The following is a 25767-nucleotide window of genomic DNA, read 5'->3' on the forward strand; positions in this document are numbered from 1 at the left end:
TTCGCCGCCCGGGTACACCTTCCCCCGGTGGCGCTGCGCTTACCGGGGCTACTGTCAGCGCCGTATCGTAGCCGGGCAAGGGGTTACCCGCCGCCCGGGAGAATTACCCGGCAGAAGCCGCTTCACGCTCCGCCTTCGCCAGCATTTTTTTCAGCGCATGGGACACGGCGACAAAACCGAAGGTCGCGGTGACCATCGTCGCGGCGCCAAATCCGGAGGCGCAATCCATTCGTTTCGGGCCCTCGGCAGTGCTCTTCATGGCGCAAACGCTGCCGTCGGCCTGCGGATAGACCAGCGCTTCGGTGGAAAAAACGCAATCCACGCCAAGCTTACCTTTGCTGTTCTTCACCACCCCGAACTGACTCTTCAACCGCTCGCGCAGCTTTGCCGCCAGCGGATCCTGGATGGTTTTCGCCAGATCGGCTACCTGAATCTGCGTCGGGTCGATTTGCCCGCCCGCGCCGCCGGTGGTTACCAGCGGCACCTTATAACGGCGACAATACGCGATTAACGCCGCCTTGGGACGTACGCTGTCAATCGCATCGATCACATAGCTGAAGCCGACGCCGAGATACTCAGCAACGTTTTCCGGCGTGACAAAATCGTCCACGACCGTTACCCGACACTCGGGGTTAATCAGGCGAATACGCTCGGCCATCACCTCGGCTTTCGCCAGCCCGACGTTGCCCCCCAGGGCATGAACCTGTCGGTTAGTGTTAGTGACGCAGACATCATCCATATCAATCAGGGTAATCGCGCCAATTCCGGTTCTTACCAGCGCTTCCGCCGCCCAGGAGCCCACTCCGCCGATACCGACGACGCAAACATGCGCATCGGCAAAACATTGCAGCGCTTTTTCACCATATAAACGCGCCGTGCCGCCAAAGCGTTGACGCCAGGCATCGCTGATTACAACAGACATAAAACCTCAGAATGCATCGGGGCCTGCCAGCGCAAGCCCCATAGTGCGAATAAAAGATCAATGCGACCGCCAGGCGACCCCGGAGACGGCGCGTTGCGCCGGTCCGGGCGATAAACTATCAGACGGTAGCGCGTTAACCGCTAAAGACGTTGCCGGCGCCCGGCGCATTTTTCAACACCCAGACGCGACCATAGTGGTTATACCAACCGGCACGATGACCGGCGTCTGCTCCGATCCCCTGGTAGATATCAAAGTGCTGGCCTTTAATCGCCCCACCCACATCCAGCGCGACCATCAGACGCAGCTCGTACTGCCCGTTAAACTTGCCGCTATTATCCAGCAGAGGCACTTCCGCCAGCAAGGTCGTTCCCGGCGGAATAATACTGCGGTCGGAAGCCACCGAGGCACGACCAATCAGTGGCACCGCACTGGCGCCTTTTACCGGGGCAAAAGACTGTGGTTTAAAGAAGACGAACGACGGGTTCTGTTCAAGCAGCTCGCGAACTTCGGCTTCACTGTGTTTCTCACCCCATTCACGGATCGCCTGCATCGACATATCTTCTTTCTTCACTTCACCGCGATCGATCAGGACTTTACCAATGCTGCGATATGACCAGCCATTTTTCCCGGCATAGCTAAAGAAGTTCAGCGGAGAGCCGTCGCCAAAATCAATATAGCCGCTGCCCTGCACGTCCATAATAAAGTTGTCCATCAGCGAGTTGCTGTAGGCCAGAATATAGTCGTCGCTCAGGGCGCCGGCATAAATGCTGGCGCGGGACGGCAGCTTACCGCGCTTCGGCGGCATGCGATAAATCGGGTACTGGAATTCGCCCTGGCGAGTATGGCGCGCCTGCACCACCGGAGTGTAGTAACCGGTGAACTGAACGTTGCCATAGCTATCGGCGCCCTGCATCTGCCAGGCATCAATGCCGAACTGGCTCAGAGTGCGGGTATCGCCACCGGCGCGCAGCCACTCCTGCAGCGCGTTATAGACGTTGCTCTGGCTATTATAAAGGCGCGGTGAGGCGCTGCGAATCTGACGGACCTGCTCGGAGAAGTCCCCGGCGTTAATTGGCGAACCAACCGCATCAGGCTGGTTAACCAAAGAGAACGGTTGGGTCAACTTCCCTTCATTATACTGCTGACCGCGATCGGTCGGTTTTGAGGAACAGGCGGCGAGCATCGCCAGCATTGCTCCTGTCGCTATATACTTTGCCCAACATCCTTTCATGGTATCTCTTCTTTATGCTGCTTAGTCGCGGTTCGTGATGAGGGAAGATAACAAACCCCCAAGGCTATTGAAATGCGCGAAAGCACCACAAATACAATCTTGCTCAAAAAACAAGCCGAAAATGGTTCTTTATACACCGTTTATTACAAATTTGATGATTTTACTGAAAAAGGGTTGCATCAAAACGCGAGCGGAGTATAGTGCGCTTCCACGGACGCGGGGTGGAGCAGCCTGGTAGCTCGTCGGGCTCATAACCCGAAGGTCGTCGGTTCAAATCCGGCCCCCGCAACCAATTAAAATCAGATAGCAGTAAGCTTTACTCGATGGAAGAGTAAAGACGGACGCGGGGTGGAGCAGCCTGGTAGCTCGTCGGGCTCATAACCCGAAGGTCGTCGGTTCAAATCCGGCCCCCGCAACCAATTTAAAATCTGATGCATAATTTACTCGATGAAGAGTAAAGACGGACGCGGGGTGGAGCAGCCTGGTAGCTCGTCGGGCTCATAACCCGAAGGTCGTCGGTTCAAATCCGGCCCCCGCAACCAACACAATGAACACCCTGACGGGTGTTTTTTTGTTTCTGCGCACCGCGTACGGTCGCGCCAGCGCAATGCCCCGCCCCCTCTGACAGACTGACCCGGCGCCAATCCGGCGCGATTTCTCCCTGTCCGCATTAATACGCGCCTTTTCTTGCCCGCATGATGCCAGACGCGCCATCGCCTCCCCTTGCGGAGCAGACATGGCGCGCGATGACCCATCGCCCCGCTACAACTTATCGCGTAGCCTGACTCATAGCAGAGCCAACAGGAAAACCAGCTCGCCCAGTTCAATCGCCGCCCCGAGCGTGTCACCGGTTTGCCCACCCAACGTACGTTTCAGCAGCCGTCCGAGGATAAAAATGGCCACCATGGTGATCCCCAACGCCGCCACGCCATGCATGCCAGGCAGCAGCATGGCGGCGATAATTACCGCTAACCCCAGCGTCACGCAGGTTTGTCGGCCGCTCACTTTGCCGATAAATACGTTACCCAGTCCTTCTTCGCGGGCGTAGCGATGGCGGTACATCAGCAGCACGGCGACGCCACGCCCGGCGGCACAGGCGGCCGCCAGCGCGGCCAGCACCGACGTTCCACGCAGCGCCAGCTCGCTGACAACCAGCACTTTTGCCAGTAAAACAAAAATAAGCGCCAGCCCGCCATGGGTCCCCAGTCGGCTGTCACGCATAATCTCCAGCATCCGTTCCCGACGACGGGCGGAAAAGACGCCGTCGCAGGTATCGGCGAGGCCATCGAGGTGAAAACCACCGGTCAGCAGCGCCAGCGCTAAAATGCAAAACAGCGCCGCAAGCGGAAGACCGCACCAGGACTGAACGGCAAGAAATACCAGCCCGCTCAAACCTCCCAGCAGCGCCCCGACCAGCGGAAAAGTGACGATCCCCCGGACATACCGATCGATCTCAAGCCCCTGAGACCAACGATCCGGTACCGGTAAGCGGCTGAGAAAAGAGAGCGTTGCCCAGAATAATTTGATCATTTAATTTTGACTCCAATACCTGATACCACCAGCCAGACCTCATCTGCCGCCGCCGCCAGGCGCTGGTTAACCCGGCCGGCAATATCGCGAAAATGCCGCGCAAGGCGGTTTTCCGGGACAATCCCCATCCCCACTTCATTGGTAACCAGCACCACTTTTGCCGGGCAGCGCTGGCACGCCACAATCAGCGAATGAATCTCATCGTCTATCATCCGCTCCATTGCCGCATAATCCCAGTCGTCCGGAGAGATCTCGCCCCCCTGAGCAAACAGCATGTTGGTCACCATGGTCGTCATACACTCCAGCAGCACGGCTTCTTGCGGGTCGTTACGCGGCGTAATAACCTCATCGAGATGGTGCCAGCGTTCGACGGTGCGCCAGTGCGCCGGGCGGCCATCGCGGTGATGCTGGATCCGCTGCGCCATTTCGTCATCCACGATCTGCGAGGTCGCGAGATACAAAACCTGCGGTGAATCGGCGACGAGCGCCTCGGCGTGGCGGCTTTTCCCGCTGCGGGCACCGCCGGTAACCAGAATCAGCATGATGGCTCCTGATGCTGCTGCATGATGTGGTAAATCTTTTCGATATCAATATGCTGGCGCATGGCGGCGGCCAGGATATCGAACTGTTGCGATTTGTATTGCGCATAGTGAAGAGCGGTATCCAGCGCGTCCAGCCCTTTGCGCCGACGCAGGCCGTTGACCAGCGCGCGGGTGAAATCATCGCTGTCGAACAGGCCGTGCAGATAAGTCCCGAATACGAGTCCGTCATCCGTCATTGCGCCATCCGCCACCAGCTCGCCATCTTTCTCCAGCTGCATCAACGGACGGCAGCTCCCGTTAAGGATCGTTTCCCCCATATGAATTTCATAACCTCGCACCCGCAGGGCAGACGCGCCCGCCAGCCAGTCCGGCAGCGCGCTCGCCATTGTCGCGTCGACCTGAGTGGTGGTTTTATGTCGGGCAAACTGCGTCACGGTATTGAGCAGACCGAGGCCGGGCTGCGTCCCCAGGCCGGATTCCACCTCATCGACAATCGTCTCACCCAGCATTTGATAGCCGCCGCAGATCCCCAACAGCGGAATCCCCTGCTGACGTGCCTGCAAGACGCCCGCCGCCATCCCAGAGTCGCGCAGCCACAGCAGATCGCCCAGCGTATTTTTACTGCCGGGCAGGATAACCAGATCGGCCTGCGCCAGCTCCTGCGGGTGCCGCACGTAGCGCACGCGGACATCCGGCTGCGCCGCCAGCGCGTTGAAATCGGTGAAGTTTGAGGTATGGGGAAGCTGAACGACCGCGATGTCGATCTCGCGCTTCGCGGTGCTCAGATACTTCCCTTTCTGCAGCGCCACGCTATCCTCATCCTCCAGATCGACCTCCAGCCACGGCAGTACTCCCAGTACGGGGACGCCGGTTAATGCTTCGATCTGTTCGATTCCGGAATAGAGCAGCGCAATGTCGCCGCGGAATTTATTGATAATCACCCCTTTCACCCGGGCGCGCTCCTGCTCCTCAAGCAGCGCCAGCGTCCCGTAGATCGCGGCAAAGACGCCCCCTCTGTCGATATCGGCAACCAGGATCACCGGGCACTGCGCCATCTCCGCCATCCCCATATTGACGATATCGCGATCGCGCAGGTTGATCTCCGCCGGGCTACCGGCCCCTTCCAGGACCAGCACATCATACTCCTGCGCCAGGCTGCGATAGACCGAGAGGATCTGTTCGCGCAGGCGCGGTTTATACTCGTGGTAACTCACCGCATCCATATTCGTCGCCACTTTGCCCATCAGCACCACCTGAGCTTTCAGGTCGCTGGTGGGTTTCAGCAAGACAGGGTTCATCCGCACGTCGGGTTCGATACCGGCGGCCTCGGCCTGAAAGATCTGCGCCCGGCCCATCTCTTTGCCGTCCGCCGTGATCCCCGAATTGAGCGCCATATTCTGCGATTTAAACGGCGCCGTACGCCGGCCATCCTGATAGAAAATGCGGCATAAACCGGCCACCAGCACGCTTTTACCGACATCGGACGCCGTCCCCTGCAACATAATTGCCTGCGTCATGAGGCCTCCTCGTTCGCGTTTTCTCGCATTATTTTCCCATCCTGCTCTGTTATGTTGCCACTGCCCCGCTGCCAGAAGGTGATGCGGATTTCTCCTCAGGCCATCCCTGTCCATAGATACCGTGCGGCCATAAACATCACCAGCGCCAGCGTCGAGGCGACCCACATCAGGCGCAGGGCACGGGGAATATCCTCGGGCGAAATATCGCGTACGGCGTCGCCAATCCAGGGTTTGTCCACCCGCTGGCCAAAATAGTCATTCGGGCCGCCGAGCCGGATGCCTAACGCGCCGGCGACGCTGGCTTCCGACCACGCGCAATTGGGGCTGCTGTGCTGATAGCGATCGCGCCAGCCGATACGCAGGGCGCCCGCGGCGTCGTAGCGACATAACCACGCCGCGAGGCTGAACAGCAGCCAGCTCAGACGCGCGGGAATACAGTTCGCCACATCATCAAGGCGGGCGCTGACCATACCAATGGAGCGGTATTTTTCATGTTTATACCCCACCATGGAGTCGAGGGTGTTGACCGCTTTATAGGCCATCGCCAGCGGCGCGCCGCCCAGCAGCAGGAAGAACAGCGGCGCAATAATGCCATCGACGGTGTTTTCTGCAACCGTCTCCACCACCGCGCGATTGATCTGTTCAGGTTGGAGCTGCGCGGTTTCGCGCCCGACAATCCAGGAGAGCTTTTCCCGGCTGAGCGCCACATCGCCCGCGCGCAGCGGACGTTCGACTTCCCGGGCGGAATCCGCAAGGCAGCGCCCGGCCAGGAGCGTAAAGATCATCCACACTTCAACTCCCCAGCCCAGCCAGGGATGGAGGCTTGCCGCCAGTTTCAGTAGGCTCCAGGAGAGGAGCCAGGTCAGGCCAACCACCGTCAGCCACATCAGCGCGCCGCCAACGCGCAGCGCACGGTCGCTATGGCAATACCGGCGTACGATACGTTGAGTCAAGGTGATGAGATTGCCGATCCAGCGTACCGGATGCGGCCAGCGCGGCGGGTCGCCGATGAAAAAATCGAGAATCCAGGCCACGCACCAGGCAAGTAACGTCATTGCCCGGGCCTCGTTGCCGCCCGCCAGCGGGCGGCAATGGATGAATGGAGTCGTACCGCCATACCCTGTTCCTGTTCAGGGTGGTCGGGGTGTAAAGGTGCGCCTGACGCCGTCTTGCGACGGCACGCATCTGAGCAACCCACTTCCCACCGAAGTTGTTGGTAATGACCGACAGGCAGGTTTTCTGGCTTAGCGTCATCCTCGCCCGCCCTTCCCGGATTCGCGGCCGGTGGTATTTACGGGGTCGTCAGCATCACAGCAGCGGGGGCTGCGGAGGCGTTTCACCCCCTTCCCTTGCACCTGTTGGTTATCCTGCGGCTGCATCCGGACGCTCGTCAGACCGGGTATCTGAAGCAACAGGCGGCCTATTATGCCATACGGAGAAGCCGGTCGCTTGCAGTCAGAGGGGAGCGGCAAGGATAGCGCAGAGCGCCGTAAGCAGCAGTTGATTCTCCTCAGGGCTGCGAATCGCTACGCGGTAATAACCGTTTCCCAGTCCCGGATAGTTAGCGCAGCTGCGAATCAAGATATGCTGCTGCAGCAACGCCTGCTGCAGATCGAGCTCCGGGAGATGGCAACGTAAAAAGAGATAGTTCGCCCGCCCCGGATAGACGCTCAGGCCGGGAAGCTGACGGAGGGCCTGATAGAACCGGCTACCCTCCTGCGCCAGCCATCGCCAGGTGGCCTGCTGATAGGCGCGATCCTTGAGCGCTATTTCCCCCGCCAGAGCGGCAAACGCGTTGATCGACCACGGCATTTGTTTCTCGCGCAGTCGGGCCACCGCTCGTTCATCGCTGTTAACCAGGTAGCCCAGACGCAGGCCGGGAATGGCGTAAAATTTGGTCAGCGAGCGGAGCACCCAGATATGCGGACTGTTTTGCAGAAAGGGGATAAATCCCGGCTGGTCAGGAATGAAATCGATAAACGCTTCATCAAGAATCAGCGCGATACCGGCGTCCCGGCAGCGGGCGGCAATCGCCTCAAGCAGCGGGCGCTCCGGCAGCAGGCCGGTCGGATTATTGGGCGTACAGAGGAACAAACAGTCCAGCTCTGGCGTCAGCGCCTCGAGAATCGCGTCGGTCAACTGCCAGCCATCCTCTTCACGCAGCGCGAACTCGAGGATAGTGCAATCGACCGTCTGCAGCGCGCGGCGATATTCTGCAAAACCGGGTTTCACCACCATCGCCGTGCGCGGCTTTAGCCCGTGAACGAGCGTAAAAATGGATTCGGTTTCGCCATTGCCTGCCAGGATCCACGATGCGGAAATACGGTGGTGTTCCGCCAGCGCAAGGTGCAACTGCGGGTATTCAACGTCAGGGTAGCGCTCCGCCAGGGCCAGATTATCGATAAGCGCGCGTCTGACGCTTTCCGGCATGCCAAGAGGATTAATATTGGCGCTGAAATCCCGAAGCTGGTGCGCCTCAATGCCCAGCAGCGCAGCGGCTTCCCGGGTATTACCGCCGTGCGCGCTCTTCAGTAGCGCCATCTCCCGCTCCCGTATTATCCGCGCCTTGCCAGCGTGGCGCCATCGGCGAAGTAGGCTTTAATCCCCGCCAGAATCGACTCAGCCACCTGCTGCTGGAAGGTCGCCGTTTTCAGCTTACGCTCTTCTTCTACGTTACTGATAAACGCCGTCTCCACCAGGATCGACGGAATATCCGGCGCCTTCAGCACCGCAAAGCCCGCCTGCTCCACCTGATTTTTATGCAGATTATTGATTCTGCCCATTTTTTGCAGCACCGCTTTACCAAACTTCAGGCTGTCGGCGATGGTCAGCGACTGCACCATATCGAACATCGTATGGTCGACATAGCGATCGCCGCTCTTGCTGACGCCCCCGATCAGGTCAGAGGCGTTCTGGGTCTGCGCGAGGAATTTTGCGGCGGTACTGGTGGCGCCTTTGGTCGACAGGGCAAATACCGATGAGCCTCGCGGCTGTCGGCTGGTGAAGGCATCGGCGTGAATCGACACGAACAGATCGGCGCGCTGCTTTTGCGCTTTGGCCACGCGAACCTTCAGCGGAATGAAGACATCTTCATTGCGGGTCATGTAGGCCCGCATGTTGCCCTCTTTTTCGATGAGCGCCCGTAGCCGCCGGGCAATCTGCAGCACCACATCTTTCTCACGGGTATGGTATTTGCCGATCGCGCCGGAGTCTTCACCGCCGTGGCCCGGATCGAGCATGATCACAATAGGTCGGTCGCGCCCGGCTTTACCCGGCTTCGGCCCGCTTTCTGCAGGAGGGACCTGACGTTCGAGATCGCCCTTGTTGTAATCTTCCAGTAACGCCAGCAGCGGATCCTGAACATCGGTGGCGGTCGAAGGATAGAGATCCATCACCAGACGTTCCTTAAAGCCGGCCACCGGCGCCAGGGCAAAGAGCTGCGGTTTGATGTTCTGCTTGAGTTCAAAGACCATGCGCACGGTTTGCGGATCAAACTGGCCGACGCGCGCGGACTTAATATAAGGGTCATCATCGCGAATACTCGCCCCCATGCCTTTTAGCACGGAGTTAAGATTGACGCCTTCCAGATCGACCACCAGCCGTTCCGGATTGCTCAACGCAAACTGCCGATATTTCAGCACATGACTGGATTCTACCGTAACGCGCGTATAGGTTGACGACGGCCAGACGCGTACGGCGACGACCTGCGCGGCGGCCGCTAAACCCAGCGGGCTGACGCTCATTAACCACATTGCGCCCGCCCCCTGTAAAAAACGACGACGGCTTAATCCTGACTTGTATCCCGGCATGCCACTCCCAAGCAATAAAACGTATTGGTACTCAAAACAGACAGATTGACCGGAAACTTTAACGAAAGCTGCATAACCTGTCATCAATAAAAGGGTAAACAATCTTAGGCAGCGCGCATTTGATCACAGATTTTTATCAGTTTCGTCGCAAATTTAGACTTGCGTTTAACCACGAAACAGAATAAAAATACACTAATTACGAATAATCATGCATTGAGGGTTGAGTCATGGTGAAGGAGCGTCGCACCGAACTGGTAGAAGGATTCCGCCATTCTGTCCCCTATATTAACGCTCATCGGGGAAAAACGTTTGTCATCATGCTCGGCGGCGAAGCAATCGAGCATGAGAATTTCTCCAGTATTGTCAATGACATTGGCCTTTTACATAGCCTGGGCATCCGCCTGGTGGTGGTCTATGGCGCGCGCCCGCAGATTGATGCCAATCTGGCAGAGCATCACCACGAACCGGTTTACCATAAACAGACCCGCGTCACCGACGCCAAAACCCTCGAGCTGGTGAAACAGGCTGCGGGCATGCTGCAGCTGGAAATTACCGCGCGTCTGTCAATGAGCCTGAATAACACCCCGCTGCAGGGCGCCCATATCAACGTGGTGAGCGGCAACTTTATTATCGCTCAGCCGCTGGGCGTCGACGACGGCGTGGATTATTGCCATAGCGGACGCATCCGCCGTATCGATGAAGAGGCGATCCATCGCCAGCTGGATAACGGCGCTATCGTGCTGATGGGTCCGGTTGCCGTTTCCGTCACCGGCGAAAGCTTCAATCTGACCTCGGAAGAGATTGCCACCCAGCTGGCCGTGAAGCTGAAGGCGGAAAAGATGATCGGCTTCTGCTCTTCGCAAGGGGTTTACAACCAGGATGGGGTGATTGTTTCCGAACTGTTCCCCAACGAAGCTCAGGCGCGCGTGGAAGAGCTGGAGGCGGAAGAGGATTACAACTCCGGCACGGTGCGTTTTCTGCGCGGTGCCGTCAAGGCCTGCCGCAGCGGCGTGCGTCGTTGCCACCTGATCAGCTATCAGGAAGACGGGGCGCTGCTGCAGGAGCTGTTCTCTCGCGACGGTATCGGCACCCAGATCGTCATGGAAAGCGCCGAGCAGATTCGCCGCGCCACCATTAACGATATCGGCGGTATTCTTGAGCTGATTAGCCCACTGGAGCAACAGGGCATTCTGGTGCGCCGCTCCCGCGAACAGCTGGAGATGGAAATCGATAAATTCACGATTATTCAGCGCGATAACACCACGATTGCCTGCGCCGCGCTCTATCCGTTCCCGGAAGAGAAAATCGGCGAAATGGCCTGCGTCGCGGTGCATCCGGACTATCGCAGCTCATCGCGCGGTGAAGTGCTGCTGAACCGCATCGCCACCCAGGCGAAGCAGATGGGATTGAGCAAATTGTTTGTCCTGACCACCCGCAGTATTCACTGGTTCCAGGAGCGCGGCTTTACGCCGGTCGATATCGATCTGCTGCCGGAAAGTAAGAAAGAGATGTACAACTACCAACGTCGTTCCAAAGTGATGATGGCCGACCTCGGCTGATGTCACCGCCCCGGATAACGGCGTAAACGCCTTATCCGGGCGCCCCTCCTCTGCCCCTCTGAGTCAGCGCATCCCACATGTAGCCCGGCTAAGCACAGCGCCAGCCGGGGAAAACGCTGACGCTTGAGTCAGCAATCCCCGGCGGGCAGAGGAAGGTTGAGATTACGCGCCGCTGGCGAAGATGTCCGCCAGCCCGCTGCGCCGCTCGGTACGGGCGACAATGGACTGGGTTAGCACCTGTTCATCGGCATAAATCGATAGCCGCTGTTTTGCCCGCGTGATCGCGGTATAGACCAGCTCGCGGGTGACCAGCGGTACGATTTTGGCGGGCAGAATCAACGCCGCATGGTCAAACTCTGACCCCTGCGATTTATGCACCGTCATCGCCCAGGCGGTGTCGTGCTCCGGCAAACGACTCGGCTGCACCGATTTAATGCTGCCATCCGGCATCGGGAACCAGACGCGCAGCCCCTCTCCTCGCTCCAGTGCAATACCGATATCGCCGTTAAACAGCCCCAGCGCGCTGTCGTTGCGCGAAATCATCACCGGACGCCCTTCATACCAGCGGGAATGCCTCGGCAGCGTTATCGCCCGCCGACGGTTAAGCATCTGCTCCAGCTGTTCATTCACCCCGCTGACGCCGTATGGGCCGTCGCGCAGGGCGCACAGTAGCTGAAATTCACCAAAGGCGGCGATCAGGGCCTCCGGCTCGGCCCGCTCGCGCAGTAGCTGCAAATAGCGACCGTACCCCGCCTGCGACTGCTCTAGCATGGCTTCATATTCTTCAGTCGTACTCAGCGGATGCAGCACAATATCCTCGAAGGCCTGGCGCAACGTCGCTCTGACGCCGTGGCGATCGCCGTTGTTCACGGCGCGAGCCAGGCTACCGATGCCGGAATGACTGCCAAAACGATAGCTTTTTTGCAGCAGGCACAGGCTGTCGCGCAGCGCGCCGGCAACATCACTTTCGCCCGCCGGTACCGGGTGGCCGGTCAACCTCTCCAGCTGCGCAGCTCGTCCGGCGGTATAGCCGGCATTGACCCAGGCACAAATATCCCCGAGTACCGCTCCGGCCTCCACCGACGCCAGCTGATCGCGGTCGCCGAGGAAAATAACCCGCCCGTGTTCCGGCAGGGCATCAATCAGCCGCGCCATCATCGGCAGGTCAATCATTGAAGCTTCATCCACCACCAGCACATCGAGATGCAGCGGATTGCCGGCGTGGTAGCGCATCCGTTGGCTACCGGGCTGAGCGCCCAGCAGACGATGCAGCGTACTGGCTTCGGTAGGTAACAGCGCCTTCTGCTCATCGGTTAGCGGCAGGCGACGCAGCGCCTCGCCCAACGATTCCGTCAATCGCGCCGCCGCTTTCCCGGTCGGCGCCGCCAGTCGGATGCGGCAGCGCGGTTGCCGGGTTGTCTGAATCAACGCCGCCAGCAGCCTGGCGACGGTGGTGGTTTTCCCGGTGCCGGGACCGCCGGAAATCACCGAAATACGACGGGTCAACGCCACTGCGGCGGCAACCTTTTGCCAGTCGATCTCATCGCTGGCGGGGAAAAGAGCGTCCAGCGTTTGCGCCAGCAGGGCCTCATCAACGTCCACAACCTGGTTAGCTTCGTTGAAGAAGCGGGCAACGGTCAGTTCATTACGCCACATCCGGTTGAGATAGAGTCGGTCGCCGCACAGGACGATCGGCGTCGGACGTTCGCCGTCGCTGACGGCTTCCGAAGCAAGCAAAAGCGCAGACCAGTCATCGGGTACGCCCGCCTGGGCCAGCAGCTGTTCACGCAGTTCATTGGTTTTACCGCTCAGAAACTCGTCCGTCCGCAGACGCGATATCGGCAGACAAACGTGCCCCTCGCCAGCATCACGGCTGAGCACCGCCGCCGCCAGCTTCACCGCCGGATGCGCCTCTTGCGCCACCATCAGGGCAAACTGGACATCTAACGGGCGCAGCAGGCGCTGACTGGCCGCTTCCAGCAGCAGTTCATCCATCGTCATGACAGAACCTCCAGGACGTCTCCGGCAAACAGCGCATCGAGACCGTCAATCAGCGGCTGCACGGGACGGGTAGTGAAAATGCCCTGCTCGCCGCTCTGCCCGTCCATGCCGCGTAAAAAGAGATAAATCACGCCGCCAAAATGGCGTTCGTAGTCGTAGTCCGCAATGCGGTGACGCAGGTAGCGGTGCAGCGCCAGACTATAGAGCTGGTACTGCAGATCGTAGCGGTGCGCCCGCATCGCCTGTTCCATCGCCTGTCGGGTATAGGCCTCGCGGTCCGCTCCCAGCCAGTTCGATTTATAATCCAGCAGGTAATATCGGCCGTTATGGCGGAAAACGAGGTCAATAAAGCCTTTTAACATCCCGCGAACCTGGCGGAAGTCGAGGGGCGGGCAATCCACGGAGAGCGGATCGTAGCGGCGAATCAGCGCATCCAGACGCAGCGGTTCCAGCGGGCGTTCGATAGGCAAATAGAAGGCCATTTCGACCTGCTTATCATTCGTGGAAAGTTGGTTCAGCGCGATCCCGGCCCCCGGCAACGGAGTACGTAGCACATCATCCAGCCACTGCGTCAGCACCGGCGTCCACTGCTCGCCGAAGCCGCCGGACTGCAGCTTTTCCGCCATCCAGTCAGCCGGGACCGGTTGGGTAAAATCGAGATCTTCAAACAGGCTATGCAGGAATGTCCCCGGCGATGCGCCGCGCGGAAACTGATGCGGCGTAAGCTGCGGCTCCGCGGCGACGTCACCGACGCCGGCGGCATCAACGTCAAGGCGCGGCAACAGGTCCTGAGCCGCGCTCTGACCATGCTGCTGTAATCCGGAATAGCTGGTCACCCGCCAGTCATCGCTAACCTGACGCACAAGGCTCCTGGCGGACAGCGGCGGCAGCGTTTCCTGCGGCGCCTGCCAGGGCGTTTCATCCGGAGCGGTAGGCATTTGCAGCGCGATATCCTCGCCGCAGAAGGCCTGCAAACGCGCGGCCAGCCCAGCGGCATCCATGGCTTCGCCGCCCTGTAGCAGACGCCCGAGCGCGCTGTGATGAAAATCGCTGGCGCCGGGTTTGTCGCTGCGTCGGGTACTCAACGGGGCCACGCCGAGGCTACAGTGCCAGACCGCGCGGGTCAGCGCGACGTACAGCAGGCGCAAATCTTCCGCCAGGCGCTCCGCTTCCGCCAGCTCCAGACTGCCCTCATCCTGACCAAGATCGAGCACCGCGGCAAACGAGTCGCGATCGTGATAAAACGCCTGATCCTGTTTGCGGAAACGAGCAATAAACGGCAGCCAGACCAGCGGGTATTCCAGCCCCTTCGATTTGTGGACGGTGACGATTTGCACCAGGTGCTTATCGCTTTCCAGGCGCATCTGCTGACTGGACGCATTGCTGTCCGGTTCGGCGATATGCTGCGTCAGCCAGCGCACCAGCGCATGTTCGCTTTCCAGCTGGCTGGCTGCCTCCTGCAGCAGTTCGCTGATATGCAGGATGTCGGTTAAACGGCGTTCACCGCCGACCGTCACCAGCAGATTTTCCGCAATCTGCCGCGCGCTCATCAGCGCACGCAGCATCGGCATCACCCCGCGCTGGCGCCAGATTTGCCGGTAGATGCTGAACTCTTCAACCAGCGCGTCCCACGCTCGTTCATCCTGATTGAGGCGTTCAATATCCAGCGCATTCAAGCCGAATATCGATGTTGCCAGCGCACTGCGTAGCGTATTTTCTCGTTCGGGAGCCAGTACCGCCTGCAGTAGCCATAAAATCTCCTGCGCTTCCGGCGTGTCGAAAACGCTATCGCGGTTAGAGAGATACACCGACGGGATCGCCAGCGCCCGTAAGGCATCCCGGATCAACGAGGCTTCCTGACGGTTACGTACCAGAACCGTGATATCGGAGGCCTGAACCGGCCGGGCTGCTTTGTCATTACGCCAGAGCAACGCGCGCCCCTGTTGACCGGCGCTTAGCCAGTCGCGAATTTGCGCCGCGCACAGCTGCGCCATATACGTCTGATAGTCACCGGATCCCACGGCCTCGCCCGGCATCAGCCAGATGTTCATTGCCGGAACCGCGTCGTTATCCACGGTAAAGCGCAGCCCGTGGTTTTTCCCGGCCGGTTTGACCGGCAAGAAAGGGATCTCCCGGAACATAAAGGGGTTATCGCTCAGGCTGAACAGGCGGTTAACGCTTTCAACCACCCCGGGAGCAGAGCGCCAGTTGGTATCCAGCGTATAATGAGCCGCCACATCGCCACGCGCTTTCATATAGGTGAAAATATCCGCGCCGCGGAAGGCATAGATGGCCTGCTTGGGGTCGCCGATAAGCAGCAGCGCCGTCTCCGGCTGCTGCCGCCAGATACGGCGAAAAATTCGGTACTGCTGCGGGTCGGTGTCCTGAAATTCATCAATCATCGCCACCGGGAAACGCTGACGAATGGCGCTGGCCAGCGCTTCTCCGCTCTCGCCGCGCAGCGCATCATCCAGCCGACTGAGCATGTCATCAAAACCGAGCTCGCCGCGCCGACGCTTTTCCCGGGCGACCGCTTCGCGGATCTCCACCATCGCCCTGGCGATAACCAGATCCGTCAGCGTCAGCGGAGAAGAGAGCAGCTCTTCAACCGCACTGAACAGCGGATGCACCGGCGGCTCACCGCCGGCTTTAGTTCGTTCATGTAAGAAGGCCTGCGAGAATTTCTCCAGCGCGTCAGGAAGTTGATAACCGAGCGTCTCTTCCTGCGCCCAGGCGTTGATTTTCTCTATCCACTTTCCCTGGTTGCCGCGATTGAACTTACGGCGGTCGAGGCCGGAGTTCTCCAGCACCCCCTCAATCTCAGCAACCTGTTCCCGCCACTGTGTTTTCATGGCGTTAATGCGCGCAATAATGTGCTGATGGCGTTCGGCCAGCGTCTCTTCCGCTGCCGGCGGGGATTTGAGCTGCGGAGCTTCGCCCTGCAACCAGCGATCGAGGGATTTCAACAGATCGCGCGGACCTTTCCACGCCTCATGAATGACGGCGGCGATCTCCCGCGGCAACGGATAGCAATGTCGACGCCAGAAGTCTGCGCAGGCCTGGTAACGCAGCCGGGATTCATCTTCGATCAGCTGCTGCTCAAAGAGCATGCCGGACTCAAAGGCATTGAGACTCAGCATCCGCTGACAAAAGCCGTGAATGGTAAATACCGCCGCTTCGTCCATCTGTCGTTCCGCCAGCAGCAGCGTATTCGCCGCCTGGTTCTTATCCGCAATTTCAGCCAGCAAAGCGCTATAGAGGGGATCGGTCGCGCTGTCGCGCAGGCAGGCAATGCGCAGCTCGTGGATATTGCTGCGAATACGGCCGCGCAGTTCTTCGGTGGCCGCTTCGGTGAAGGTCACCACCAGCAGCTCTTCCACGCTGACCGCACGAGGAAAGGCGGATTCCCCGCCAAGCCCCAGCAGTAGCCGCAGGTACAGTGCGGCGATGGTAAAGGTTTTTCCGGTGCCCGCAGAGGCTTCTATCAGGCGCTCACCCGTCAAGGGCAAGCGCAGGGGATCCAGAGACTCGGCGGTTTCGGTCATTCGTTCTCTCGCATCAGGGGTAAGGATTTCTGCAATGCGCTGACGTTTTCCCAGACTTTGCCACCTTCAGGATGGACGTAATCGGTCTTGCCATTCTGGCTGCCGGAAATCTGGGACAATATCGCCATGCCTTGCGGAACCACCACCGTCTGATGGAAGAAGTCGGCAAGTTTTTGCGGCGTCAGCAGTTTTATCTGAGCCACTACTTTATCACGTGAATCGAAGCGCATATTACCGCGATCGAAATCTTTGCTCAGCTGCGAGGCTTCGCCGCCCAGGGTTTGCGGCGCCTGAGTCATCTGGCTTATCACCGCCTGCTGGATTTGCGCAAACTCTGCCGGGCTCATCGCCCGCAGTTTAGCTTCCGCAGTCGGGAAGAACGCCTGGAAGCGCTGCCAGAGGAAAGCAGGCTGTTTATCGCTGCTTTGCAGCAGGAAGCCCATCCCCCACTGGCGCCCGACGTTCATCGGGAAAGCAAAGACCGCGTAGCCAAGCTGCTCTTCGGTGCGCAGCTGGTTATAGAACCACGGCTGAATAATCTGCCCGAGCAGGGAGCTGGCGGCGGAGCTGCTGTATTCATCCACCTTCGGCGGGGCGAAGACGGCGGCCAGCGCTGAATCGGTGCTGTTACCGGTTTTTTCAAAAATCGCCAGTTGCTGACTGTTGATCAGGACGTCTTTGTTGCGACACCACTCATTGCCATCAGATCCCAGCTGCTGCTGGATCTGACGCGCCATGGCGGTGGACTGTTCAGCGGTGAGGTTGCCGATCACCAGCAGCTCCGGGCGCCCTTTCGCTTTCAGGTTGTCGCGATAGGCCAGTACCTCTTGCAGGCTAATTGACGGCAGCAGCGCCCGGCGCTCCTCGCGCTGGAAATAGGGCACCTGGGACAACATCTGAACCGGCATGATCGCCTGGTCGTAGGCTTTACCTTTGTCCGCCGAGTCCATCATCTGCGCATACCAGGATTTGGCCTGCTCCAGCTGCTCTTCGGTCGGCGTATAGCTGAAATAGCCGTCCAGCAACGCGGTAAACAGCTGCGGCAGCCGCTGGGTATAGCCATTGGCATTGACCATTAATCCGTTATTGGCGCCGGTTGAGAAGGAGATGCCGCCCACCGCTGCCTGGTTGCTGAGCTGATCGAGAGCGATGCCTGCCAGATAGTCATTCAGCGCGAACATGACCTGGCTACGAGCGCTGTCCATGGCCTGCGGATTACGCAGCACCAGAGAAACGTCAGCCTTTGGCTCGCTGGCGAAGAACTGACTGGGCGCATAGACCACCCGCAGCGTCGGCTCATCAACGATCAGCTGCGGATGCGGGTAGGCTTTATCGCTTTTAATCAGCGTAAAATCGTCAGGAATATAAGGGTTCAACACCGGCAGCTTCAGGTCGATAGCGCTCGCCTTCTGCTGCCAGTCGCTAAAGGTCTGCGCGCTGATCTTGTCGACCTGATACGGCGCATTCACAAAGTAAGCGGTTTTGTTATGCGGCTCTTGCGGGCTGATATACCAGACGCGTGCATTTTGCGGCGTCATCATGGCCAGCCGGTCTTTAATCGCCTGCGGATCGTAGCGATCGGCGATGTTGACCACGTCCAGCGCATGCTCCACCGGTACGCGAATCATGGTGTCCGCCAGCCATTCCACGTAATCCATATCGCGGCTGATCGACGGATAGCGGAAATCAAGCGCCAGAACATGGGACAGCTCATCGAAATAGCGTTTGTCGATGCCCTGGCTACGCAATAGGTTGAGGTAGCTGAAGATCGCCGCCGCCACTTCATCACGGTGCGCCAGACCTTTGTCGGTCAGGGTCGCCGAAATCGCCAGCACGCCGCTGTTGCCGTTGACCGCCGGATCGGAGTCCGCGCGAATCCCCTCGACCAGGCCTTGCTGCTGCAGCCAGTCAGATAAGGTTCCCGGGCTGCGGTTGCCGATCATGTAGGTCACCAGCTCGTCGGTTTTGCTGCGGAATTGCTCGCTGTTGTTATCAATACGGAATTCAACGCGCAGCACTTTGCGCGGCATTGCCGGGACGTAGTGAATGATGATGCCCTTTTGCGCATCGGTCACGACCGGGACGGTGATTTCCGGTTTGTTGATATTGTGGTTTGGCACCCGGCCATAGGTTTTCGCCGCGATGCTCGCCAGTTCTGGCAGCGGTTTGTTGCTGTAAATGACCGCCTTCATCAGGTTCGCCGAGTACCAGCTGTCGCGGAAAGTATGCAGGGCGTCGAGCACCGGTTTACCGGGCTTGTCGCTAAGCGTCTCAAGGTTACCGCCGGAAAAATGCGAAGCCGGGTGCGCCGGGTTAATGGTTTCGGCACTCACCTGGGCCATGCGCATCCCGTCACGGGTGCGCGCCATGGTCAGCTCGGCGTTGACCGCATTGCGCTCGCGATCGGCATATTTTTTATCCAGCAGCGGAGCGGCAATGGCATCCGCCAGACGATCGACCGCGCCGTCAAGGGCATCGTTTTCGACTTCAAGATAGAAGGCGGTGCGATAAGGCGCGGTACTGGCATTATGGCTGCCGCCGTGCATTTTCAGAAATTCGGCGAGGCTGTCCGGCTGCGGATAATTTTGCGAGCCCATCAGCGTCATGTGCTCCAGAAAATGCGCCAGCCCCTGATGATCGACGGGATCCTGCAGCGACCCCACGGGCACCACCAGCGCAGACAGGGATTTCACCGCCTGCGGATCGGAAACCAGCAGGACCACCATGCCATTATCCAGGCGAATGGCCTGATACTGTCGGGGATCTTTTTCGCTTTTACGAATGGTTTCCTGAATCGGTTGCCATCCGGTATCTGCCTGACTTAACGGCGCCCAAAGGGCAGCCAGTACTAAAATAACCTTGAACCATACACTGCGGGGCATTCACGAACCTCATCATTAACAAACTTTGCGCTGACTGCGTCAGCGTTATGCACATCAGTCCGTGATTGGTTGCGCATGATAATTGAACACCTTATTCTGCGCAATTTTTATACTATTACAAATTTATTCGGACTGATGGAAACGAAATATCGGCAACAGGTAGCGCTGTGTTTGCGTGATAATTTCTTCATAGTAAGCCGGTTCAAGCGTGCGCCAGAGGCGTTGATACCACACATCCGTCCCTTCGCCACTGACCACCATATTACCTTCATAGACCTGAAGAAATTTGCTACGCGCTTTTTGTTGCGTCTCTTCGTCCGTTAACATGACATCCTTTTCAGCGTCATAACAGACTTTTAGCCATGCACCGCCGCTTTCCGGCAGTAACAGCAGCGGTCTGGACATGCCTTGCAGGTAGCCTTCTACCAGCTGATCAAGGTACGCTTTGGCCTGTTCCTGCGCCAGAGGCGGGAAACGCCACTCGCCCTCTTTGCGCACCAGCAGCCGGCTTTCACCGGTTCCGCCGCTAGCACAGTAGACAAGGTGTTCCAGCCAAAGTTGCATCCCCTGCGCGACGCTCAGCAGCGACGGTCGCCAACGCAGCAGACCGTCAGATTGTACCTGCTGTAGCCACCCCGTAATGTTGACTCCGTGACATTGCAGATCGATTTCCATGCTCTGCCCCGGCTGACGGCTGGCAATGACCCGCTCCGCAAGGTTCTGCATCTCCTGACGCTGCGTCTCCCAGGCCAGCTCACCAAAAGCGCCAAACGGCAGTTCTCCCGCGGCGCGGAAGCGACGATACATCGTCGACGCATCCTGTTGTTCAATCAGCGTATTCAGCAACTGCTGGTTCAACTGATAACGGCTAAGTCCTTCGAGGGTGAACGGCTCGTCATCGGGAATTTCACTCTCTTCAGAACGGAAGTTAACCCGCAGGCGCTGCTGGAAAAAGGCGCGTACCGGGTGTTGCCAGAATCGCAGCAGCTGTTCAAATGGCAGCGTTTCGATAACCGGCGCCGGCAACGGCTGGATAAAGTCGCCATGCGCCTCTCCCTGCTGGCTGGCAGCCGCCAGCCACTCCCGGGCGTAGCTCTGATATTCATCATCACGGAAATTGGCCGCATCAAAGGGCATGCGCGTATGCAGATGGGTGATATGTGCTTTGACGCGTCGCTCGCTGGCGTCACAATCCAGCGCCTCATCCCCGGCCAGGCAGTGGCTCTGGCCAATATAGTCCGCCAGTTCTTGCACCAGCACCGAAGGATAGCGTTCGCTATTGTCCTGAATCGAGCGGCCGATGTAGCTGATATACAATGTCTGTTCGGCGGACATCAGCGCCTCCAGGAACAAATAGCGGTCATCATCACGACGGCTGCGGTCGCCGCGCTGCGGTTTCTGACTCATTAAATCGAAGCCCAGCGGCGCCAGCGTCCGCGGATAAACGCCGTCGTTCATCCCGAGCAGGCACACCACTTTGAACGGTATGGAGCGCATCGGCATCAGGGTACAGATGTTGATCGGCCCGGCGAGGAAGCGCTGGCTGATACGCTGCTGGTCCAGCCGCTGCGCCAGCTCATCGCGCAATAAAGATAGAGGAACGGACTGCTCATATTGTGCCTGGGCACCTTCGCCAATCACCGTCTGCCATTGCTGTTCAATCAGCGCCAGCGCCGCTTCGGTGTCGCCGTCGGGCAAGAAAAAGTCATTGAGCAGTTCGCGACAAAGCGGCAGCCATTCCGCCAGCGGACGTTCCTGCGCCAGCTTCCGGCGCCAGAGGTTGAGCTGCATCAGCAACGAAGCCAGATTACCCACCAGTTCAGCGATCAGCCCGCTGGATTCATCATAGGGCAGGACCGACTGCCATTCGCCCTGGCTGCTGTCCATCGCATAACCCAGCAGCATCCGCGTCAGGCCAAAGCGCCAGGTGTGTTGCCCGGTGGCAGGCAGATCCAGTTCGCGCACATTATCGTCATCCATTCCCCAGCGCACGCCGGATTCATTAACCCACTGACGCAGATAGCGCAGCCCCTCTTCGTCAATGTTAAAGCGCGCGGCGAGCACCGGAACATCCAGCAGAGCCAGGACATCTTCGCTGGCAAAGCGGCTGTCGGGCAGAGCAAGCAGCGTAATAAATGCCTGCAGAGCCGGATGCGATTCTGTGGCGCGCCGGTCGGAAATCGCCCACGGTAGCCAGCGTTCACCGCTGGCGCTGCCGAATACCGCCTGAATGTAAGGGCTGTAGCTGTCGATATCCGCCACCATCACGATAATATCGCGCGGCGTCAGTTCAGGATTCGCCTCCAGCATCGCCAGCAGCCGGTCATGCAGCACCTCGACCTCACGCTGCGGACTATGGCAGACGTGGAGGGTCAGGCTACGATCGTCGAGTGCCAGCGGGCGTTTGCCGTGACTGTGGGCAAACTCTTCGGCGCTTCTTCCGGCCACTGCGGTATTGCGCAGTTCGAGGATATCCGCCTGCAAATTGTGCAGCAGATTATCCGGCGTAATATCGACAAAGGCATCCAGCTCTTCATAACGATCCAGCCCGGCCAGCAGATAGATGTAGTCGCGACCCAGCTTCCCCCAGGAAGCGAGCAGAGGATTACCGACGTCCTGTTCCCCCGCATCGTTAAACAATGCTGGCGCCTGCCCGGTATCGCGAAACAGCGGGAGTTCGCGCGGTTCACGATGATGACGGCGCTGGCGTGACAGCAGTTTCGCCAGAAAGGCCGGGTCTTTAATATCGCCCCAGTAGTAACGACAGGGGTTGGTGAACAACACATACACATCGACGTGCTTGCCCAGCGCCTGAAGCGCCTGCAGGTAAACCGGCGGCAGCGCCGAAATTCCGCAAATAAAAACCCGCGAAGGTAGCCCGGCCGGAGGTTCATCCGCCGCTTCCAGCGTGCTGATAAAGCGCTGGTACAGATTGGCACGATGCCAGAGCGGCTGCCCCAGCGCAGCGGTATGGTCGACCAGCGCCTTCCATAACGGCGCCTGCCACTGCTGGGCGTCGCCGAGGCCATCGACGCGCTCATTGGCCTCCCAGCGCATCAGCCATTCCGGGCGATAGACCAGATACTGGTCATAGAGGTCGGCGACCCGGGCTGCCAGCTGAAACAGTTTGCGCTTGTCGCTATCGTCGCTGAGATAGTGGCGTAACAGCGTAAAAGCCTCATCGTCAAGATGTTGCGGCAGGAGGGTCATCAGTTTCCAGCTCATGCTCTGCTTACTGAAGGCGCTTTCCCCGGGTATATCCGACAGTACGCGGACAAACATGTCCCAGATAAAGCTCGCCGGCAGCGGGAAGTCGATATTGGCGGCAATGCCAAACCGTTTTGCCAGCGTCATCTGTAGCCACTGCGCCATCCCGGTACTTTGCACCAGCACCATTTCCGGCATGAAAGGGTCATCCAGCCGCTGGCGCTCGACGATAAATTCCATCAACGCTTCAAGAACATCCAGACGGTTTGAGTGGTACACCCTTAACATATTCGCTCCTGACTACTGACTGACCGGGCAATGCAGCCGGGTCATCTGCACCCGTTTATCCACGGGCATGGTGATCGTTACCGTGATGCTGACACATCTGGCCGCCGATGTCTGCAAGCGGGTAACGGACCCGCCGGGTGGGATCTCCGGAGGGTTCATCTGACCATAGCGCCACGCGTCGCGCCACAGCTGGCGATATTGATTTAACTGGATAAAACCATTGGCCAGCCCACGCTGGTAGCCGCCAAGGGCGGTCACCACCATAACCAGTAACGTCATCGCCAGCAGTGTTTCCGGCAGGCTAAAACCTTGCTCATGGTTCACGGCATCCGACACAGATTCGCCTCCGTTAGTGGACAAAAGTCGCTCCAGCCGTGGGGAGAAAAGCGCACCACGCCCTCTTCAACCCGACCAGATTGCCACAGCAAAATGCGACCGCCGCTGGCGATTAACAGGGCGGATGCATCGTCAAAAATGCGCAGGCAGGCGCGCCAGCCCCCGGCAGCAGAATCACGGCAGGCGTTGGCATCGTGTACCGTCCACGCCAGAGTTTTTCCCCACTGCAGCGCGGAGTGCGCACCGGCAGTTTCGCGGATCGCCTGAGTTTCACCCGCGGTTTGCGCCAGCAGGGAGCGCTGCTGCTGGTTCAGCCCTTGCAATAACATACTGCCGAGCGCCAGCAGCAAAAGCACCATCAGCAACGAGGAGGCTCCCCGCTGGCGGTTCATAAGTTATACCCGGTCACGCGGTATTCCGCCTGAGCCGAAATATGGGGATCCGCAACCGCATGCGCCGCCAGCATGACGGTAAGCTCCGGAGCAAATCCGGCGATATCCTGGCGGGTAACCTGAAAATGGGTCACGTTGAGTGCTCCGGGATTCGTCATTTTTTCCCATCCCCCGTCGCTGCAGCTGGTCACACCGCGCCGCGTTTCCAGCGCCCCATTGTTCAAACGAAATCCTGTCGCATCAGACATTGCTTCCGGCGTGGCATCCCACGCGCCGTTGCTATTACTATCCCAGCGGACGATCGCACAGCGACCATCGCTGGCGATAAGCAACGGTTGTCCCACGCACTCCCCGGCGCAATAGCCCGCACGCTGCAGATGTTTTGCTACCGTATACACGCGCTGCCAGAGTTCGTTATCCAGAGACTGCTGCTGCGTCTGCCGCAGTGTCTGCCGTTGCAGAGCAGGCAGAAAACGCGATGCGCCCATCAGTAAAATCGCGCTGATGGCCATTGAGATAAGCGTCTCGGCCAGCGAAAAACCTCGGGGAATCAGAGGCACGATGCGTTCTCCTCGTTGCGGCACAGGCGAATTCGCCCCCAGCCAGATACGATAATATTCCAGCTCCCCCCCGCGCTTTGCAGCCGGATATGTCCGGCCCAGGCGCTGTTACGCAACCCGTAAAAACCTAATCCCGGCGTGATGTGGCTGAGCGCCACTTCCGGCCAACGCGGCAGCAGCGTAAACGGCGTTACTGCCGCACACTCCGCCAGCGTATCTTCGGCGCTCAGACACCAGACGCCGCCGCTTTGCCCCACGCTCACCAGCCGGTTGCGGTTATACCAGTTCGCGTCGTCGCGTAGCAGCACCAGGTAGTCGCGCACCTGGCTGGCGGTTTGCCATAAGCGCTGTTGTTGCTGCCAGCTCTGCCAGCCGTACAGCCCTCCTGCGCTGAGAATAAGCACCAGCGTCAGCGTTATCAGGGTTTCAATCAGGGTGTAGCCACGTTGTCTGTTCATGGCGCGAGTATGGGGAAAAAACGGCGCGGAGACGACGGGCAAAATAGCCTTTCGCGAGGCGTGCCGAAGCCAGGCATCAGGTTTGCAGACGATTACAGAAAATCAGGAAGCGAGTTTGCGCAGGCAAAAAAAACCGGCGCCTCAGGCACCGGTTTTTATCTCTTTACGACATCCTGTGCCGGGCGAATTAAATCGCCACCGGCGCTTTAATCCCCGGATGCGGGTCATAGCCTTCGATGTCGAAGTCTTCAAAACGGTAGTCGAAAATCGACGCTGGTTTCCGTTTGATGATCAGCTTCGGCAATGGACGAGGTTCGCGGCTCAGCTGCAGATCCGTCTGTTCAAGGTGGTTGCTGTAGAGGTGAGTATCCCCACCGGTCCAGACAAAATCACCGACTTGCAGATCGCACTGCTGGGCGACCATGTGCACCAGCAGCGCATAGCTGGCGATGTTAAACGGCAGGCCGAGGAACACATCGCAGGAACGCTGATACAGCTGGCAAGAGAGTTTGCCGTCCGCGACGTAGAACTGGAAAAACGCGTGGCACGGCGCCAGCGCCATTTTATCCAGCTCGCCGACGTTCCACGCAGAAACGATGATGCGACGTGAATCCGGATCGTTTTTCAGCTGTTCCATCACCGTGCTGATCTGGTCGATATGGCGGCCGTCCGGCGCAGGCCAGGAACGCCACTGTTTGCCGTAAACCGGCCCCAGATCGCCATTTTCATCCGCCCACTCGTCCCAGATAGTGACGTTGTTTTCATGCAGATACGCGATGTTGGTGTCACCCTGGAGGAACCACAGCAGTTCATGGATGATGGAGCGTAAATGACAGCGCTTGGTCGTCACCAGCGGGAAGCCTTCCTGCAGGTTAAAACGCATCTGATGGCCGAAGATGGAGAGAGTGCCGGTACCGGTGCGGTCATTTTTTTGCGTGCCCTCGGCGAGCACTTTCTGCATCAAATCAAGATACTGTTTCATGGTTCC

The 25767-nt window shown here is 58.9% G+C and carries 18 protein-coding genes, 3 tRNA genes and 1 riboswitch; of the genes, 4 read left to right on the forward strand and 17 right to left on the reverse strand.

Features of this window, described 5'->3' with window-relative positions:
• Positions 1 to 103: 103 nt before the first annotated feature.
• Positions 104 to 922: a tRNA cyclic N6-threonylcarbamoyladenosine(37) synthase TcdA gene (gene tcdA, locus MC50_RS03260; protein ID WP_047663433.1), complete on the reverse strand. Its 819-nt coding sequence runs from the start codon at positions 920 to 922 to the stop codon at positions 104 to 106.
• 133 nt (positions 923 to 1055) lie between these two features.
• Positions 1056 to 2153: a murein transglycosylase A gene (gene mltA / locus MC50_RS03265; RefSeq protein ID WP_032690915.1), complete on the reverse strand. Its 1098-nt coding sequence runs from the start codon at positions 2151 to 2153 to the stop codon at positions 1056 to 1058.
• Between the two features lie 215 nt (positions 2154 to 2368).
• Between mltA and MC50_RS03270 the strand changes: the two genes are divergently transcribed.
• From MC50_RS03270 to MC50_RS03280, 3 genes are all read left to right on the forward strand, one after another.
• Positions 2369 to 2445, forward strand: a tRNA-Met gene (locus MC50_RS03270).
• A 50-nt stretch (positions 2446 to 2495) separates the two neighbouring features.
• Positions 2496 to 2572 (forward strand) — tRNA-Met (locus tag MC50_RS03275).
• Between the two features lie 46 nt (positions 2573 to 2618).
• Positions 2619 to 2695, forward strand: a tRNA-Met gene (locus MC50_RS03280).
• Positions 2696 to 2939: 244 nt separating this feature from the next.
• On the opposite strand, the gene cobS is transcribed toward MC50_RS03280, so the two are convergent.
• From cobS to amiC, 6 genes are all read right to left on the reverse strand, one after another.
• Positions 2940 to 3683: an adenosylcobinamide-GDP ribazoletransferase gene (cobS, locus tag MC50_RS03285; RefSeq protein ID WP_047663434.1), complete on the reverse strand. Its 744-nt coding sequence runs from the start codon at positions 3681 to 3683 to the stop codon at positions 2940 to 2942.
• Entirely contained in the window at positions 3680 to 4225 is a 546-nt protein-coding gene (gene cobU, locus MC50_RS03290; protein ID WP_032690907.1) for a bifunctional adenosylcobinamide kinase/adenosylcobinamide-phosphate guanylyltransferase, read from the reverse strand. The genes cobS and cobU overlap by 4 nt, the downstream gene beginning before the upstream one ends.
• Entirely contained in the window at positions 4219 to 5742 is a 1524-nt protein-coding gene (locus tag MC50_RS03295; RefSeq protein ID WP_047663435.1) for a cobyric acid synthase, read from the reverse strand. Before MC50_RS03295 ends, cobU begins: the two co-directional genes overlap by 7 nt.
• 95 nt (positions 5743 to 5837) lie before the next feature.
• A complete protein-coding gene (gene cbiB / locus MC50_RS03300; protein WP_047663436.1) occupies positions 5838 to 6797 on the reverse strand; it encodes an adenosylcobinamide-phosphate synthase CbiB in 960 nt (319 codons plus the stop codon).
• A 157-nt stretch (positions 6798 to 6954) separates the two neighbouring features.
• Positions 6955 to 7116: riboswitch (cobalamin riboswitch) on the reverse strand.
• Between the two features lie 81 nt (positions 7117 to 7197).
• Positions 7198 to 8283 (reverse strand): threonine-phosphate decarboxylase CobD, encoded by a 1086-nt coding sequence (gene cobD / locus MC50_RS03305; protein WP_047663437.1) that lies wholly within the window; start codon positions 8281 to 8283, stop codon positions 7198 to 7200.
• A gap of 14 nt (positions 8284 to 8297) precedes the next feature.
• Positions 8298 to 9551, reverse strand: coding sequence for an N-acetylmuramoyl-L-alanine amidase AmiC (gene amiC / locus MC50_RS03310; protein WP_032690903.1), 1254 nt, complete (start codon positions 9549 to 9551; stop codon positions 8298 to 8300).
• A gap of 227 nt (positions 9552 to 9778) precedes the next feature.
• Here amiC and argA point away from each other — a divergent pair, with 227 nt between their 5' ends.
• Positions 9779 to 11110 carry an amino-acid N-acetyltransferase gene (argA, locus tag MC50_RS03315; protein WP_004867060.1) on the forward strand — a complete coding sequence of 444 codons (1332 nt, stop codon included), beginning with the start codon at positions 9779 to 9781 and terminating at the stop codon, positions 11108 to 11110.
• Positions 11111 to 11272: 162 nt separating this feature from the next.
• Here argA and recD read toward each other — a convergent pair whose 3' ends face one another.
• The 9 genes from recD to thyA all read right to left on the reverse strand — a co-directional run bounded on the left by recD (position 11273) and on the right by thyA (position 25761).
• Positions 11273 to 13111 (reverse strand): exodeoxyribonuclease V subunit alpha, encoded by a 1839-nt coding sequence (gene recD / locus MC50_RS03320; RefSeq protein WP_032690902.1) that lies wholly within the window; start codon positions 13109 to 13111, stop codon positions 11273 to 11275.
• Positions 13108 to 16656, reverse strand: a complete 3549-nt coding sequence (recB, locus tag MC50_RS03325) for an exodeoxyribonuclease V subunit beta (protein WP_047663438.1) — start codon at positions 16654 to 16656, stop codon at positions 13108 to 13110. Before recB ends, recD begins: the two co-directional genes overlap by 4 nt.
• On the reverse strand, positions 16653 to 19538 hold the full coding sequence (gene ptrA, locus MC50_RS03330; RefSeq protein WP_047663439.1) for a pitrilysin: 2886 nt from the start codon (positions 19536 to 19538) through the stop codon (positions 16653 to 16655). Before ptrA ends, recB begins: the two co-directional genes overlap by 4 nt.
• A 123-nt stretch (positions 19539 to 19661) precedes the next feature.
• Positions 19662 to 23033: an exodeoxyribonuclease V subunit gamma gene (gene recC, locus MC50_RS03335; RefSeq protein ID WP_032690899.1), complete on the reverse strand. Its 3372-nt coding sequence runs from the start codon at positions 23031 to 23033 to the stop codon at positions 19662 to 19664.
• Positions 23034 to 23045: 12 nt separating this feature from the next.
• Positions 23046 to 23312, reverse strand: coding sequence for a prepilin-type N-terminal cleavage/methylation domain-containing protein (locus MC50_RS03340; protein ID WP_249807876.1), 267 nt, complete (start codon positions 23310 to 23312; stop codon positions 23046 to 23048).
• Between the two features lie 41 nt (positions 23313 to 23353).
• Complete coding sequence (locus MC50_RS03345; RefSeq protein ID WP_032690897.1) at positions 23354 to 23761, reverse strand: DUF2509 family protein; 408 nt, start codon at positions 23759 to 23761, stop codon at positions 23354 to 23356.
• Positions 23758 to 24315 carry a prepilin peptidase-dependent protein gene (locus MC50_RS03350; protein WP_228304925.1) on the reverse strand — a complete coding sequence of 186 codons (558 nt, stop codon included), beginning with the start codon at positions 24313 to 24315 and terminating at the stop codon, positions 23758 to 23760. Before MC50_RS03350 ends, MC50_RS03345 begins: the two co-directional genes overlap by 4 nt.
• Entirely contained in the window at positions 24312 to 24779 is a 468-nt protein-coding gene (locus MC50_RS03355; protein WP_047663440.1) for a prepilin peptidase-dependent protein, read from the reverse strand. The genes MC50_RS03350 and MC50_RS03355 overlap by 4 nt, the downstream gene beginning before the upstream one ends.
• Positions 24780 to 24966: 187 nt before the next feature.
• On the reverse strand, positions 24967 to 25761 hold the full coding sequence (gene thyA / locus MC50_RS03360) for a thymidylate synthase (RefSeq protein WP_032690892.1): 795 nt from the start codon (positions 25759 to 25761) through the stop codon (positions 24967 to 24969).
• Positions 25762 to 25767: the final 6 nt, after the last annotated feature.

It is taken from the genome of Klebsiella planticola, assembly GCF_000783935.2.
GTDB classification, from domain to species: Bacteria; Pseudomonadota; Gammaproteobacteria; order Enterobacterales; family Enterobacteriaceae; genus Klebsiella; species Klebsiella planticola.

Bases quoted from the DNA above. Each gene is read 5' to 3' on its own strand.
- MC50_RS03295 (WP_047663435.1), bottom strand. From the start codon at position 5,742: ATGACGCAGGCAATTATGTTGCAGGGGACGGCGTCCGATGTCGGTAAA.
- cobD (WP_047663437.1), bottom strand. From the start codon at position 8,283: ATGGCGCTACTGAAGAGCGCGCACGGCGGTAATACCCGGGAAGCCGCT.
- tcdA (WP_047663433.1), bottom strand. From the start codon at position 922: ATGTCTGTTGTAATCAGCGATGCCTGGCGTCAACGCTTTGGCGGCACG.
- mltA (WP_032690915.1), bottom strand. From the start codon at position 2,153: ATGAAAGGATGTTGGGCAAAGTATATAGCGACAGGAGCAATGCTGGCG.
- recB (WP_047663438.1), bottom strand. From the start codon at position 16,656: ATGACCGAAACCGCCGAGTCTCTGGATCCCCTGCGCTTGCCCTTGACG.
- recD (WP_032690902.1), bottom strand. From the start codon at position 13,111: ATGACGATGGATGAACTGCTGCTGGAAGCGGCCAGTCAGCGCCTGCTG.
- MC50_RS03355 (WP_047663440.1), bottom strand. From the start codon at position 24,779: ATGAACAGACAACGTGGCTACACCCTGATTGAAACCCTGATAACGCTG.
- thyA (WP_032690892.1), bottom strand. From the start codon at position 25,761: ATGAAACAGTATCTTGATTTGATGCAGAAAGTGCTCGCCGAGGGCACG.
- cobU (WP_032690907.1), bottom strand. From the start codon at position 4,225: ATGCTGATTCTGGTTACCGGCGGTGCCCGCAGCGGGAAAAGCCGCCAC.
- recC (WP_032690899.1), bottom strand. From the start codon at position 23,033: ATGTTAAGGGTGTACCACTCAAACCGTCTGGATGTTCTTGAAGCGTTG.
- ptrA (WP_047663439.1), bottom strand. From the start codon at position 19,538: ATGCCCCGCAGTGTATGGTTCAAGGTTATTTTAGTACTGGCTGCCCTT.
- MC50_RS03340 (WP_249807876.1), bottom strand. From the start codon at position 23,312: ATGACGTTACTGGTTATGGTGGTGACCGCCCTTGGCGGCTACCAGCGT.
- amiC (WP_032690903.1), bottom strand. From the start codon at position 9,551: ATGCCGGGATACAAGTCAGGATTAAGCCGTCGTCGTTTTTTACAGGGG.
- cobS (WP_047663434.1), bottom strand. From the start codon at position 3,683: ATGATCAAATTATTCTGGGCAACGCTCTCTTTTCTCAGCCGCTTACCG.
- argA (WP_004867060.1), top strand. From the start codon at position 9,779: ATGGTGAAGGAGCGTCGCACCGAACTGGTAGAAGGATTCCGCCATTCT.
- MC50_RS03345 (WP_032690897.1), bottom strand. From the start codon at position 23,761: ATGAACCGCCAGCGGGGAGCCTCCTCGTTGCTGATGGTGCTTTTGCTG.
- cbiB (WP_047663436.1), bottom strand. From the start codon at position 6,797: ATGACGTTACTTGCCTGGTGCGTGGCCTGGATTCTCGATTTTTTCATC.